Annotated in this window: 14 protein-coding genes; 7 read left to right on the forward strand and 7 right to left on the reverse strand. The window is 73.9% G+C overall.

Annotation, left to right across the window (positions count from 1 at the left end):
- Positions 1-13 precede the first annotated feature (13 nt).
- Positions 14-1,192, forward strand: coding sequence for a class I SAM-dependent methyltransferase (locus BLV05_RS34880; protein ID WP_052762496.1), 1,179 nt, complete (start codon positions 14-16; stop codon positions 1,190-1,192).
- Between the two features lie 13 nt (positions 1,193-1,205).
- Entirely contained in the window at positions 1,206-1,670 is a 465-nt protein-coding gene (locus BLV05_RS34885) for an NUDIX domain-containing protein (protein WP_046769036.1), read from the forward strand.
- Here BLV05_RS34885 and BLV05_RS34890 read toward each other — a convergent pair.
- Complete coding sequence (locus BLV05_RS34890) at positions 1,663-2,361, reverse strand: glycerophosphodiester phosphodiesterase (protein ID WP_046768988.1); 699 nt, start codon at positions 2,359-2,361, stop codon at positions 1,663-1,665. The two genes, BLV05_RS34885 and BLV05_RS34890, sit on opposite strands and share 8 nt — an antisense overlap.
- Positions 2,362-2,615: 254 nt before the next feature.
- On the opposite strand from BLV05_RS34890, the gene BLV05_RS34895 reads away from it, so the two are divergent.
- Positions 2,616-3,746: a glutamate--cysteine ligase gene (locus BLV05_RS34895; RefSeq protein WP_046768989.1), complete on the forward strand. Its 1,131-nt coding sequence runs from the start codon at positions 2,616-2,618 to the stop codon at positions 3,744-3,746.
- Positions 3,747-3,750: 4 nt separating this feature from the next.
- Entirely contained in the window at positions 3,751-4,923 is a 1,173-nt protein-coding gene (locus BLV05_RS34900) for an amidohydrolase (RefSeq protein ID WP_046768990.1), read from the forward strand.
- Between the two features lie 9 nt (positions 4,924-4,932).
- Here BLV05_RS34900 and BLV05_RS34905 read toward each other — a convergent pair whose 3' ends face one another.
- The 3 genes from BLV05_RS34905 to BLV05_RS34910 form a co-directional block, all read right to left on the reverse strand.
- On the reverse strand, positions 4,933-5,223 hold the full coding sequence (locus BLV05_RS34905) for a hypothetical protein (protein WP_152690765.1): 291 nt from the start codon (positions 5,221-5,223) through the stop codon (positions 4,933-4,935).
- Complete coding sequence (locus BLV05_RS36795; RefSeq protein ID WP_160312747.1) at positions 5,193-5,411, reverse strand: hypothetical protein; 219 nt, start codon at positions 5,409-5,411, stop codon at positions 5,193-5,195. Before BLV05_RS36795 ends, BLV05_RS34905 begins: the two co-directional genes overlap by 31 nt.
- 86 nt (positions 5,412-5,497) lie before the next feature.
- Complete coding sequence (locus BLV05_RS34910; protein WP_082155251.1) at positions 5,498-7,129, reverse strand: glycoside hydrolase family 3 protein; 1,632 nt, start codon at positions 7,127-7,129, stop codon at positions 5,498-5,500.
- Between the two features lie 81 nt (positions 7,130-7,210).
- On the opposite strand from BLV05_RS34910, the gene BLV05_RS34915 reads away from it, so the two are divergent.
- Positions 7,211-8,539, forward strand: a complete 1,329-nt coding sequence (locus BLV05_RS34915) for a cytochrome P450 (RefSeq protein WP_046768992.1) — start codon at positions 7,211-7,213, stop codon at positions 8,537-8,539.
- 140 nt (positions 8,540-8,679) lie between these two features.
- Positions 8,680-9,327, forward strand: coding sequence for an HAD family hydrolase (locus tag BLV05_RS34920; RefSeq protein WP_046768993.1), 648 nt, complete (start codon positions 8,680-8,682; stop codon positions 9,325-9,327).
- Here the strand turns inward: BLV05_RS34920 and tsaD are convergent.
- The 3 genes from tsaD to tsaB are packed head-to-tail and all read right to left on the reverse strand — an operon-like array spanning position 9,324 to position 11,511.
- A complete protein-coding gene (tsaD, locus tag BLV05_RS36380) occupies positions 9,324-10,373 on the reverse strand; it encodes a tRNA (adenosine(37)-N6)-threonylcarbamoyltransferase complex transferase subunit TsaD (RefSeq protein WP_046768994.1) in 1,050 nt (349 codons plus the stop codon). The two genes, BLV05_RS34920 and tsaD, sit on opposite strands and share 4 nt — an antisense overlap.
- Before the next feature lie 8 nt (positions 10,374-10,381).
- Positions 10,382-10,864: a ribosomal protein S18-alanine N-acetyltransferase gene (gene rimI, locus BLV05_RS36385; protein WP_231948663.1), complete on the reverse strand. Its 483-nt coding sequence runs from the start codon at positions 10,862-10,864 to the stop codon at positions 10,382-10,384.
- A complete protein-coding gene (gene tsaB / locus BLV05_RS34930; protein ID WP_046768995.1) occupies positions 10,861-11,511 on the reverse strand; it encodes a tRNA (adenosine(37)-N6)-threonylcarbamoyltransferase complex dimerization subunit type 1 TsaB in 651 nt (216 codons plus the stop codon). Before tsaB ends, rimI begins: the two co-directional genes overlap by 4 nt.
- Before the next feature lie 82 nt (positions 11,512-11,593).
- On the opposite strand from tsaB, the gene BLV05_RS34935 reads away from it, so the two are divergent.
- Positions 11,594-13,138, forward strand: a complete 1,545-nt coding sequence (locus BLV05_RS34935; RefSeq protein ID WP_046768996.1) for an MFS transporter — start codon at positions 11,594-11,596, stop codon at positions 13,136-13,138.
- Positions 13,139-13,212: the final 74 nt, after the last annotated feature.

The following is a 13,212-nucleotide window of genomic DNA, read 5'->3' on the forward strand; positions in this document are numbered from 1 at the left end:
GAGGCTGACGGCCGTGCAGACGGCCACGTTCGACGCGCTCCGGACCGCCGCCGGCGCCGCGCTGCTGGCCGAGGCGACCGCGGCGTACGGGCGCGAGGACGGGTTCGCGCTGGGCACCCGGCTGCGGCGGACGCACGACCCGGACCTGGTGGCGGCGGCGCTGACGCAGGCCCGGCTGCGGGCCCGCGCGACGGACAAGTTCGCGCCGGCCGACGCGGCCCGGATGTTCTTCACGGTGGACGGCTACGAGCAGGCGACCCGGGTCGCCGTCGCCCGGCACCGGGCGGCGCGGCTGGCGACGGCGCTCGGGCCCGGCGCGGCCGTCGCGGACCTGTGCTGCGGCGTCGGCGGCGACCTCGTCGAGCTGGCCCGGGCCGGGCTGACGGTGACCGGCGTCGACGTGGACCCGCTGACGGCGGACATGGCGACGGCGAACGCCGAGGCGCTGGGCGTGCGGGCCGAGGTCGTGTGCGCCGACGCGACGACCGTGGACCGGACGGCGTACGCGGCGGTCGTCTGCGACCCGGCCCGCCGCGGCGGCCGCGGCCGGGTGTTCGACCCCGACGCGTACCGGCCGCCGTGGTCGTTCGTGCTGGAGCTGCTGGCCGGGACGGCGTGCGTCAAGGTCGCGCCCGGACTGCCGCACGAGCGGATCCCCGGCCGCGTCGAGGCGGAGTGGGTGTCCGAGCGCGGCGAGGTCAAGGAGGCCGCGCTCTGGTCCGGCGGACTCGCCGGCGACGGCGCCCGCGTCGGGCGGCGGGCGACGCTGCTCCCGTCGGGGGCGACGCTCACCGACCGGGACGATCCTGGGCCGGTCGTCCGCCCGCTGGGCGAGTTCCTGTACGAGCCGGACGGCGCCGTCATCCGGGCCGGCCTGGTGACGGCGGCGGCCGCGCGGGTCGGCGGCGGCCTGATAGACCCGTCCATCGCGTACGTCACCGCCGACGCCGCCGTCAGCACCCCGTTCGCCCGCGGCTACCTCGTCCTCGACACGCTGCCCTATGACGTCAAGGCGCTGCGCCGGTACGTGCGCGACCACGGCATCGGCGTGCTGACGGTGAAGAAGCGCGGCGTCGGCGTCGAGCCGGAGAAGCTGCGGGCGGCGGTCCGGCCGCGCGGCGACCGGACCGCGACGTTCGTCGTCACCCGGGTGGCCGGCACGGCGACGGTGATCGTCGCCGACCCGCTCTGAGATCCTTGTGGACATGGCGGGCAAGCAGAGCGCGGGGATCCTGCTCCACCGGGCCGGACCGGACGGCGTCGAGGTGCTGCTAGGGCACATGGGCGGGCCGTTCTGGGCGAAGAAGGACGCCGGCGCGTGGTCGCTGCCGAAGGGCGAGTACGACGACACCGAGACGCCGGAGGCGGCCGCGCGGCGCGAGTTCACCGAGGAGCTGGGCCTCCCGGTGCCGGCCGGCGAGCTGGTCGAGCTGGGCACCGTCAAGCAGTCCGGCGGCAAGACGGTGACGGCGTGGGCGCTGCGCGGCGACCTCGACCCCGGCGCCGTCGTGCCCGGCACGTTCGAGCTGGAGTGGCCGCCGCGCTCCGGCCACACCCAGGAGTTCCCCGAGGTCGACCGCGTCGCGTGGTTCCCGCTCGACGTCGCCCGCGAGAAGATCGTCAAGGCCCAGGCCGCCTTCCTCGACCGCCTGGCCGGGCTGGTCAGCTGAAGCGGGCGACCGCCGCGACCAGGCGGTCGACGTGGTTGCCGTAGACGGCGTCGACGCCGGTGGCGAGCAGCTGGTCGATGGCCGAGCGGCTCTGCGCGTCCCAGCCGAACGCGTGCACGCCGACCTCGTGGAACAGGTCCACGTAGATCGGCGTCCAATCCAGCCGGTGCAGGTTGACCGCGTCGACGCCGCGCGCCGCCAGCGTGCGGGCCCGGCCGCGGACGCCGTCCTGCAGGCGGCTCACCCGGGTGGAGTCGACCAGCCGGACGTCGGACGCCTGCGCCCGCCACGCGGTCACCACCGACAGTGACGGGTGACACAGCCAGGTCCGCTCCGGCGCGCCGCCCGCTCGGACCGCCGCGACCACTGGCGCGAACGCGGCCGGGTCCTTGACGTCCAGCGACAGCTCGAAGTCGGTGCCGCAGGCGGCGTACAGCTCCGCCAGCGACGGCACGTGCGCCGGCAGCTCCGAGCGCGGCAGCTCCGCGATCGGCCGGCGCCGGAACCGCGGCCCCACCACGCCGTCGTGGTCCAGCACGACGACGCCGTCGGCGCTCACCCAGGCGTCGCTCTCGAGGCCCGACGCGCCCAGGCGCAGCGCCAGCTCGAACGCCGACAGCGTGTTCTCGCGCTCCCGCGCCATGGCGCCACGGTGCGCGAACGTGATGGGCGGGATCCTGGGGACGCTCATCGGTGCATCCTCTCAACCCTTGTCACGACGTGGTCGTGCTGCGAGGATTGGATCTTGAGCCAGCCCGCTCACCGCTTGCCCATGCCCGCCGCTGGCCGCGTCGGGTGCGCGTCGTCCCCGCCAGGCGCGATGCCTGTGACTCGCACTCGCTGGCGAAGCGATGCCTCTTGTCAATGCGTTGAGTGGTTTCACTACGCAAAAGGCGTGAGATTGGGCATTCCGTAATTAGCGGAAGGCGTGTAACACTTCCGGACATGCAGATCCCCTTCACGTCGTCCACCCACAGCAGCCTGGGCGTGGAATGGGAACTGCAACTGGTCGACCCCGAGACCCGCGAACTGACCTCCGGAGCCGTCGAGATCCTGGACGAGATCCGCCCGGCCGGCGCCGACGAGCACCCCAAGGCCAAGCACGAGCTGCTGCAGTCGACCATCGAGGTCGTCACCGGGGTGTGCCAGACGGTCGGCGAGGCCCGGGCCGACCTCGCCGAGACGGTGCGCACGGTGGCCAAGGCCGCCGACCGCCGGGGCCTGGCGCTGATGTGCGCCGGCACCCACCCGATCACCAACTGGAACAGCCAGAAGATCAGCCCGAAGCCGCGCTACGAGCAACTCGTCGAGAATCTGCAGTGGCTGGCCCGCCGGCTGCAGATCTTCGGCGTCCACGTCCACGTCGGCGTGCGCTCGCCGGAGAAAGTCATCCCGATTGTCAACGCGCTGACGTCGTACGTGCCGCACTTCCTGGCGCTGTCCGCCTCGTCGCCGTACTGGGTGGGCCACGACACCGGACTGGCGTCGGCGCGCAGCAAGGTGTTCGAGGCGCTGCCGACGGCCGGGCTGCCGTACCAGCTGTCCGGCTGGGACCAGTTCGAGAGCTACATGGGGACGCTGATCTCCACCCGCACCATCGACTCGGTCCGCGAGGTCTGGTGGGACATCCGCCCGCACCCCGACTTCGGCACCGTCGAGCTGCGCATCTGCGACGGCCTGCCCACGCTGGACGAGGTGTGCACCATCGCCGCGCTGGCCCAGTGTCTGGTCGAACGGCTGGATCGCGAGATCGACCGCGGCTACCGGCTGCCGTCGCCGAAGAACTGGGTGGTCCGCGAGAACAAGTGGCGCGCGGCCCGGTTCGGCCTCGACGCGGAGATCATCGTCGACGACCAGGACACCGTCGTGCCCGTGCGCAGGGCGTTGCTCGATTTGGCCGACGAACTCATGCCCATTGCCCGTAGACTGTCCTGCACCGCCGAACTCGCCGGCATCGAACGCATTGTCGCGCAAGGTGCCAGCTATCAGCGGCAACGGACAATTGCAGAGGCGAACGGCGGTGATTTGACCAAGGTCGTCGACAGCCTCTTGGAAGAGATGGCAACGGGGTTGTGACCGAGTGACCTACGACTGGCTTGCGAGCTGGCTCGATCTTCATACCGACGAACTCATCGCGCTGCGCCGCATGATCCACGCGCGGCCCGAGCTCGGCCTGAAGGAGCACCAGACCACCGACCTGCTCGTCCGGCAGCTGACGATGTCCGGCCTCGAGCCGCGGGTCCTGCCGCGCGGCACCGGCGTGGTCGTCGACATCGGCACCGGCTCGCGCACCGTCGCGCTGCGCGCCGACATCGATGCTCTGCCGCTCCCGGACCTCAAGGACGTCCCGTACCGCTCCACCGTCGACGGCGTCTGCCACGCCTGCGGCCACGACGCGCACACCGTCATGGCGCTCGGCGCGGCCATGGCGCTGGCGAAGGTGCCGCAGCTGCCCGGCCGGGTGCGGGTGATCTTCCAGCCCGGCGAAGAGATCATGGCCGGCGCCCGCGAGGTCATCGCCGCCGGCGCGCTCGAGGGCGTCGAGCGGGCGTTCGCGCTGCACTGCGACCCGCGGCTGCCGGTCGGCCAGGTCGGCGTGCGGTCCGGGCCCATCACGGCGGCCTGCGACCTCGTCGAGGTGCGCCTGTCCGGCCCCGGCGGCCACACCGCGCGGCCGCAGCTGACCGTGGACATCGTCGACACCATCTCGCGCATCGCGGTCGACGCGCCGGCGCTGCTGGCCAGGCAGATCGACATCCGCGCCGGGTTCTCGCTGGTGTGGGGGTCGGTCCAGGCCGGCGGCCCGCCCAACGCCATCCCGTCCGAGGGCGTCCTGCGGGGCACCGTCCGGGTGCTCGACCACGCGGCCTGGGCCGACGCGGAGAAGTACGTCCGCGCCGTCGTCCGCGACCTCGCGCACCCCAGCGGCGCCCGGGTCGAGATCGACTACGAGCGCGGTGTGCCGCCGGTGGTGAACGACGAGGCCAGTGTCACGCTGATGCGCCAGGCCCTCGCCGCCGAGCTCGGCGCGCACGCCGTCACCGGCACGTCGACCAGCATGGGCGGCGAGGACTTCGCCTGGTACGGCGAGCACGTGCCACTGGCGCTGGCCCGCATCGGCGTGCACGGCAGCGCGCTGGCGAAGATGGGCGACCTCCACCAGGGCGACTTCGACATCGACGAGAAGGCGCTGGGCTACGGCGTGCGGGCGTTCGTCAGCACGGCGCTGGCCGCGCTGACCGCGTCGCGCTGACCTCGCCGGCTAACAGGGGTCGCCGGTGGCGACGACCTCCCACACGGTGGCGGCCGGGCCGATGTACTGGCTCTCGCCGGCGGGAACGCAGTCGTAGTTGAACGGCGCCGGCGGCAGGACGATGTGCCAGCGGACCTCCTGCCCCTGTGACGTGCAGTTCGACCAGTAGCGGTTGCCGTTGACCACGTAGGTTCCGCAGACCTCGGAGGCGGGCGCCGGAGCGACCCCGGCGGCCAGCAGGCTCGCCACGAGTCCGGCCGCCGCCGCGCTCAGCCCCAGGGTTCGTCGGGATCGCTGCACGGTTCCCCCTCCGAATAGGCGTTGACGATCGGGTCACGGAAATAGCCGGAAACGTGGACGAATGCGGTACCCACCTGGTAGTAGCCGCATGGGGGTGGCACCGCCGCGGCCGGGGCTGCCGCACCGCCGGCCAGCAGGCCGCCTGCGGTCACCGCGGCGACGGCGCACGACACAATTGCCCGTTTCACGGTAGTTTCTCCATTTCAATGTGGGAACACGTAGTTACATTTCCACTAACTACCCCATGATGAAACGCATAAACCCCTTGTGGCTTTCAGCCCGGGCAGCCCTGCTGCTCGGCGCCGTCGACGGGGACCGGCAGGGTGCCGCGGGCCGGTGACGTGCCGGCCAGCACCTCGGCCAAGGCCCGGAACGCTCCGGGCGTCCGCCCGTACAGCGCGATCTTCACCGGCGCGTCGCTGGCGCCCAGGGCGTACGGGCGGTCCAGCGCCACCACGACGTCGCCCGAGCCGGGCTCCGTCCCGCCGAGCAGCCGCACCGTGGTCGGCGCGCCGGCATCGGTCGTGAGCCCGGCGGCGGCCGCGGCCTCGTCGAAGCGGACGCGGTCGGCCTCCTCACCGCCCACCACCCGGATGACGCCGTCGACCAGCGGCCCCGCACAGGCTCCGGCGACCACCGTCACGCCGCCCAGCGACTCCGCGTAGGAGAGGTCCTCGTGCGAGCCGACGGCGGCCGCGTCGGGCGCCGGGCCGGCCGCCTCGTGCAGCATGAGCGCGACGCCGCGGGTGGCCGCCTCGGCCAGCCGGTCCGCGGGCAGCTCGCCGCTCGCGACCGCGTCGACGATGGCGGTGTGCGCGGCCTCGACGTCGGCCGGCATGAGCACGATGTCCGCGCCGGCGGCCAGCGCCCGCACGGCGGCCGCGCCGGAGCCGTAGCCGTCGCTGATCGCGGCCATGTCCTGCGCGTCGGTGACGACCGCGCCCTCGAAGCCGAGCTCGTCCCGCAGCAGGCCGATGACCTCCGGCGACAGCGACGACGGCACGCCCGGGTCGACGGCTTCGACGTCGATGTGGGCGACCATGATCGCTTCGGCGCCGGCCTCGACCGCCGCCTGGAACGGGACGAAGTCGCGGGCACGCAGCTCGTCCAGGCTCGACGTCTGCACCGGCAGCTCCTCGTGGCTGTCGGCCGGCACCGAGCCGTGCCCCGGGAAGTGCTTGGGCACCGCGACGATGCCCGACTCGGCGTAGCCGCGCAGCGACGCCTGGACGGTCTCGGCGACGACCTGCGGGTCCGACGACGCCGACCGGGTGCCGATGGTGGGGTCGTCGGCGCCGGTCGTGACGTCGGCGTCGGGCGCGAACACCATGGTCAGCCCCATGGCGCGCAGCTCCTCGCCGCTGGCCTGCGCGACCTGCGCAGCCAGTTCCGTGTCGCGGGACGCGCCCAGCGTCATGTAGGCGGGGAACTCCGTCGCCGGCTCGGTGATCCGCGCGACCGTGCCGCCCTCCTGGTCGATGCCGACGATGACCGGGTAGCCGCGGTCGCCGCCGGCCTCCTGGATGGCCGCGGTCGCGTCGGTGACCTGCTGCGGCGACTCGACGTTGTCGCCCATGAGGATGACGCCGCCGAGCCCGAGGTCGGCGATGCGCTCGACCGGCGGCTCGAGGCCCGCGTACCGCGCGACGATGACCTGGCCGGCCTGCCGCTCGACCGGCAGGTCCGCGACGATGGCGGCGGCCTGGTCGTACTCGTCCTGCGTGGGTCCCCAGGCCAGCGGCGGGGCGGTCGTGGGGGTCGGCGACGGGCTGGTGGTCGGTGCGCTCGACGTCGTGGCCGGGGTGTCGGCGTCGTCGTCGCTGGAGCCGCCGGTGTCGCCGTCGCCTCCGGAACCGCAGGAGGCCAGCAGCACCGCGCCGGCGAGGAGGAGGATCAGTCGCCGCATTTCCGCCAGTCTGCCACGCCGGCCGTCCGCCCCGTGAGCGAACGGGTGGCGGTGGCGGCGGCGCGCTCGTAGCGTCAGGGTATGCGCCGCCCGCTGCCGGTCGTCGGTGATCTGCTCGCGTTCCAGTCCGATCGGCTCCGCTTCGTCACCTCGATGCACCGCGACCAGGGCGACGTCGCCCGGTTCCGGCTCGGGCCGTTCCCGGTGTGGCAGCTGGCGCATCCCGACTACGTCCGTCAGGTGCTGGTGACCGACGCGGCCGGGTTCCGCAAGGGCATGGTGCTGCAGCGCGCCCGCGTCGTGCTCGGCGACGGCTTGCTCACCGCCGAGGGCGACGTGCACCGTCACCACCGCGACCTCGTGCAGCCGGCGTTCCACTCGCGGCGGATCACCGGCTACGGGTCGGTGATGATCGACCGCGCCTCGGCCGTCGCGTCGTCGTGGCCGGCGCGGGAGCCGCTGGACGTGCACGCGGCGACGGTCCGGATGACGGTCGAGACCGCCGGGTCGACGCTGCTCGGCGCGTCGGTGGACGTCGGGACGGTCGAGGGGGCGCTGGCGGACTTCCTCAGCGCCTACAAGCTGGCGTTCCTGCCGTTCAGCCAGCGGCTGCAGGGGCTGCCGGTCGGCCCGATGCGGCGGCTGCGGCGCGGGCGGAAGCGGCTGCACGGCGTGGTCGACGCGGTGGTCGCCGAGCGCGAGACGTCCGGCCGCGACGGCGGCGACCTGCTGTCGGCGCTGGTCCTGGGCTCGCCGGACGAGCGGCTGTCCGACGAGGAACTGCGCGACGAGGCGACGACGCTGCTGCTGGCCGGCCACGAGACGACGGCCAACACGCTGGCGTTCGCTCTGCACCTGCTGGCGTCGCACCCGTCCGTGCAGGCGTCCGTGCACGACGAGGTCGACGCGGTGGTCGGCGGGCGTGGCGCCGACGACGCCCGGCCGGAGCCGTCCGATGCCGACCGGCTGCCGCTGTGCCGCGCCGTCGTCTCCGAGGCGCTGCGCCTCTACCCGCCGTCGTGGATGATGGGCCGCCAAGCACTCGTCTCGCACCAGGTGGGCGACCAAGTCATCGAGCCGGGCGACCTCGTCCTCCTGCCCCAGTGGGTCGTCCACCACGATCCGCGCTGGTGGCCGCAGCCGTTCTCGTTCGACCCGGAGCGCTGGCTGGACGGCGCCGGGGCCGGCTCGGGCTCGGGCGACCGGCCGCGGTGGGCGTTCTTCCCGTTCGGCGCCGGGCTGCGCCGCTGCATCGGCGAGGGGTTCGCCTGGACCGAGGCGGTACTCGGCCTCGCCACCATCGCGCGGCGCTGGCGGCTGCGCCCCGTCCCCGGCCGACCGCTGCGGCTGGACCCGCTGATCACCCTCCGACCCCGCGGCGGTCTCTGGCTGATCCCCGAGCCCCGCTAGCTGCGGCGTCGCCGCGCTGGAGTCGGTGCATCCGTTCGGACGTGTTGACTTGAGCGCCAACTGTTGGCGCTCAAGTCAACAGGCGCGAACGCACCTTGACCTCCCGGCCCCGCGCCGACCGGGGTCGATAACGTGGCGGCATGGATGCGGTGGTCTTCGATCTCGACGGCGTGCTGGTCGACTCCGAGCGGGCGTGGGACGAGGTGCGGCGGGCGGTGGTGGCGGAGCACGGCGGGGCGTGGACTGACGCCGCGACGCGGGCCATGCAGGGGATGAGCACGCAGGAGTGGGCCCGGTACCTGGTCGACGACCTCGGGGCGAACCTGACGCCGGACGAGGTCGCGAAGGCCGTCGTGGACGAGATGGCCCGCCGGTACGCCGACGCGCCGCCGGTCATCGACGGCGCGGTCGACGCCGTGCGGGCGGTCGCCGCGCGGCAGCCGGTCGGCATCGCCAGCTCGTCCCCGCCGGTGCTGATCGCGTCGTTCCTGTCGTACGCCGGTCTGACGAAGCTGGTGCCGGTTGTGGTGTCCAGCGAAGAGGTCGCCGTCGGCAAACCTGCCCCGGACGTCTACCTCGAGGCCGCCCGCCGCCTGGACGCCGACCCGCGGCGCTGCGCCGCAGTCGAGGACTCTACCAACGGGCTGCGCTCGGCCCACGCCGCGGGCATGACCGTCATCGCGGTGCCGAACCCGCACTTCCCGCCCGACCCGGACGTCCTCGCCGCGACCGCCAGCGCCGTCCTCGACGACATCGCCACCCTCCCGGCCGCGCTCGACAAGCTCTAACCGACCAGCACCTGGGTGACCGGGAGCGAGGAGTCGGAGGCGAAGTCCAGCGACGACGGCGGCAGCCCGCGCTCGACGACGGCGGCGCCGAGGGCGGCGATCATCGCGCCGTTGTCGGTGCAGAGCGAGAACCGCGGCTGCCGCAGCTCGATGCCGGCCGCGGCGCAGCGCTCGCGGGTGAGGTCGCGCAGCCGGGCGTTGGCCGCCACCCCGCCGGCCAGGACCATCGTCGAGATGCCGCGTTCCTGACAGGCCAGCACGGCCTTGCGGGTGAGCACGTCCGCGACCGCCTCCTGGAAGCCGGCGGCGACGTCGGCGACCGGCACGGTCTCACCGGCCCGCTCCGCCGTCTCGACCCAGCGCGCGACCGAGGTCTTGAGCCCGGAGAAGGAGAAGTCGTAGCGATGCCGCTCCAGGTCGCGCGGGCTGGTGAGGCCGCGCGGGAACCGGATCGCCGCGGGGTCGCCGCCGACCGCCGCCTTCTGGATGTTCGGCCCGCCCGGGTACTTCAGCCCGATCAGCCGGGCGACCTTGTCGAACGCCTCGCCGGCGGCGTCGTCGAGGGTCTGGCCGAGCAGCGTGGCCGAGGTCGCGATGTCCTCGACCAGCAGGATCTCGGTGTGGCCGCCGGACACCAGCAGCGCGACGACGGGCTCGGTGAGCGGGCCGTTCTCGAGCTGCTCCGCGGCGACGTGGCCGACCAGGTGATTGACGCCGTAGAGCGGCTTGCCGAGGGCGACGGCCAGCGCCTTGGCCGCCGACACCCCGACCATCAGCGCGCCGGCCAGGCCCGGCCCGGCGGTGACGGCGACCGCGTCGACGTCCGCGAGCGTCACCCCGGCCTCGGACAGCGCCCGGTGCAGCGTCGGCACCATCGCCTCGAGGTGCGCCCGGCTGGCCACCTCGGGGACGACGCCGCCGAAGCGGACGTGCTCGTCGACGGAACTGGCGACGGCGTTGGCGAGCAACGTGGTGCCGCGCACCAGGCCGACGCCGGTCTCGTCGCAGGAGGTCTCGATGCCGAGGATCAGGGGCTGGTCGCTCACGCCGTTGATTATCGCTCCGCCTCGGCCGCGGCCCGCAGCCACTTCCGCAGGACCAGTCCGTCGCGGCCGCCGCCGTAGTACCGGCGCCGCACGGCGATCCGCTCGAATCCGTGCCGCGCGTAGAACGTCTTGGCCGGCTCGTTGTCGGCGCGCACGTCCAGCAGCAGCTCGGTGGCGCCGCGGCGGCGGGCCTCCGTCTCGAGCGCCGTCATCAGCAGCGTGCCGACGCCGCCGCGCTGGTGGGCTGGGCTGACGGCGATGGTCATGACGTCCGCGGGGTCGCCCGCGAAGACCGGGGCCTGCAGGCCGGCGTAGCCGACGACCTCGCCGCCGGCCTCGGCGACGAGGTACCAGCGGGTGTCCGGGACGCCGGCCAGCTCGGACCGGAACTGCTCGGCCGACCACGGCGGGTCGCCGGCGAACAGCTCCTGCTCCAGCGCCACGACGACATCGAGGTCGGCCGGGGTCATCGGCCGCAGCGCGGCCGTCACCGCGCGAGGACGCTCTTGCGCGCGCTCGGCGGCGTGGCGTCGGGGCGGCGCAGGTAGAGCGGGTCGGGCGGGAGGATCTCGACGGCCCGCGCGACGACCGCGGCGGCGAGGTGCGCGGCAGACGGGTACTCGGGGTCGAGTGCGCGGGCGAACGCGCCGGGGTAGAGCCGCGGACCCGCGCCGGCGGCCGGCCGGTCCTGTGCGCCGAGGGCGTCGGCCGGGCCGACGTCGGGCCCGCCGGTGCGCGCGCCGTCGGCATCGTACGTGGCCCAGTACACCTCGCGGCGGCGCGCGTCGGTGGCGACGGCGAACGGCTCGCCCGGCGGGTCGGTGACCAGCGCGCCGTACGCGAGCACGTCGAGGCTGCAGACGCCGCGGACCGGGAGCTCGAGGACGGCGCCCATGGTGCGCGCGGCGGCCAGGCCGACCCGCAGCCCGGTGAACGGCCCCGGCCCGACGCCGACGGCCAGCTCGGTGAGGTCGCGGCGGCCGGCGCCGGCCTCGGCCAGCACCGACGTGACCAGCGGCATCAGCAGCTCGGTGTGCCGGCGCGGGTCGACGGTGGTCGCGTCGGCCAGCACCCGCTCGCCGTCGTGCAGAGCGACGGTCACCGCGGGCGTCGACGTGTCGAGGGCCAGCAACAGCACCCGCCTACCCTACGTCCGCGGCGCCTACCTCACCCAGTTCGGGTGACACGCTCGCGGCGGCCCGGCCGGAGGCTGGACGTCCATGAGCGATCAGACCCGCACCGCCGGGATGTCCGTCCTCGTGCTGGTGTCGATGATCCTGGCGGTCTCCATGTCGTTCATCGACCAGACGATCGTCGCGATCGCGTCGCCGGACCTCCAGCGCGACCTCGGCCTCACCAGCAACCAGGGCGAATGGGTGATCAACGCCTACCTGGTCGCGCTCGCGGCCACCTTCGCGCTCGGTGGCCGGGTCGCCGACGTCTGGGGCGCGCGGAGGATGGTGCTGATCGGCGTCGCCGGGTTCGCCGTCACCTCGGCGTTGTGCGGCGCCACGCCGGACACGTCGTGGGCCGAGACCTGGCTGATCGCGGCGCGGACGGCGCAGGGCGTCTTCGCGGCGGTGTTGCTGCCGGCCGCGATCTCGATCGTGTACGGCGCCGCGCCGCCGGAGAGGCGCGGCCGGTCGATGGCGATGTTCTTCGGCCTGACCGGCGCGTTCACCGCACTGGGCCCGATCCTGGGCAGTTATCTGCTGGAGTGGTCGTGGCGGACGATCTTCTGGATCAACCTGCCGGTCGCGGCGGCCGCGCTCGTCACCGTCGCCCTGGCACCCATCGACGAGCGCCGCCGGACGGGCCGGATCGACTGGCTCGGCGCGGCGATCGTGGCGGCCGGCATGGCGCTCAGCGTGGTCGGCTTCTCGCAGGCGACGGAATGGGGGTGGGGCAGCGTCCGGACCTGGGCCTGCCTGGCCGGCGGCGCGGGCCTGCTGGTGCTGTTCGCCGGGGTCGAGCGGCGGCGTCGGCCACCGCTGATCCGGCTGGACATCTTCCGGCTGCGCGGCTTCCGGGTCGACTCCGGCGTCCTGTTCTTCGCCATGATCGCGTTCGTCCCGGTGTCCTACTTCCTCAGCGTCTACGCCAGCGTGTCGCTCGGCTTCGACGCGGCCGACGCCAGCCACCTGCTGCTCCTGTACTTCCTCGGCTTCCTGATCGCGGCGCAGGTCGGCGGGCGCATCTTCGACGCCCGCGGCGCGAAGCCGACGATCCTGCTCGGCTGCGTGACCGCCGTCGCCGGCTACGTGTGGTGGGCGACGCAGGTGACGACGCTGGACGGCTCGGCCCAGCACCACCCGCTGCTGCTGGCCGGCGCCGGGATCGGGTTCCTCCTCGGGCCGTCCAGCGCCGACGCGGTCAGCCGCACGCACGACGCGTCCTACGGCGAGGTCACCGGCATCAACCAGACCATCCGCAACTACGGGTCGGCGCTCGGGTTCGCGGTGCTCGGCACGCTGGCCACCCACGTGTTCACCGATCGCTTCTCGTCGTCGCTGGTCCGTCTCGGCCTCGGCCGTAGCACCGCCGACGAGCTGGCCGGGCGCGCGGCGTCCGGCGGCGGCACTGGCACCGACCTGGGCGACGTCCCCGCCTCGGCGCGCGGCGCCGTCGAGCGGGCCGTGGCCCACGACTTCGCCGTCGGCATGCGCGCCGTGCTCATCGCGATGGCGGTGGCGCTGGCAGTCGCGTTCGTCATCGCGCTGCGGCATCCTGGTGACCGGCCGGCCCAGCTGGACACAACCGGCTGACGTGCGCGGACGCGACAGCCGCGGACGTTCGTTGATACCCTCGAAGCGGTGGGTGCCTAGTCGGAAGGAGGTGT

Source organism: Jiangella alkaliphila (assembly GCF_900105925.1).
Lineage (GTDB): Bacteria > Actinomycetota > Actinomycetes > Jiangellales > Jiangellaceae > Jiangella > Jiangella alkaliphila.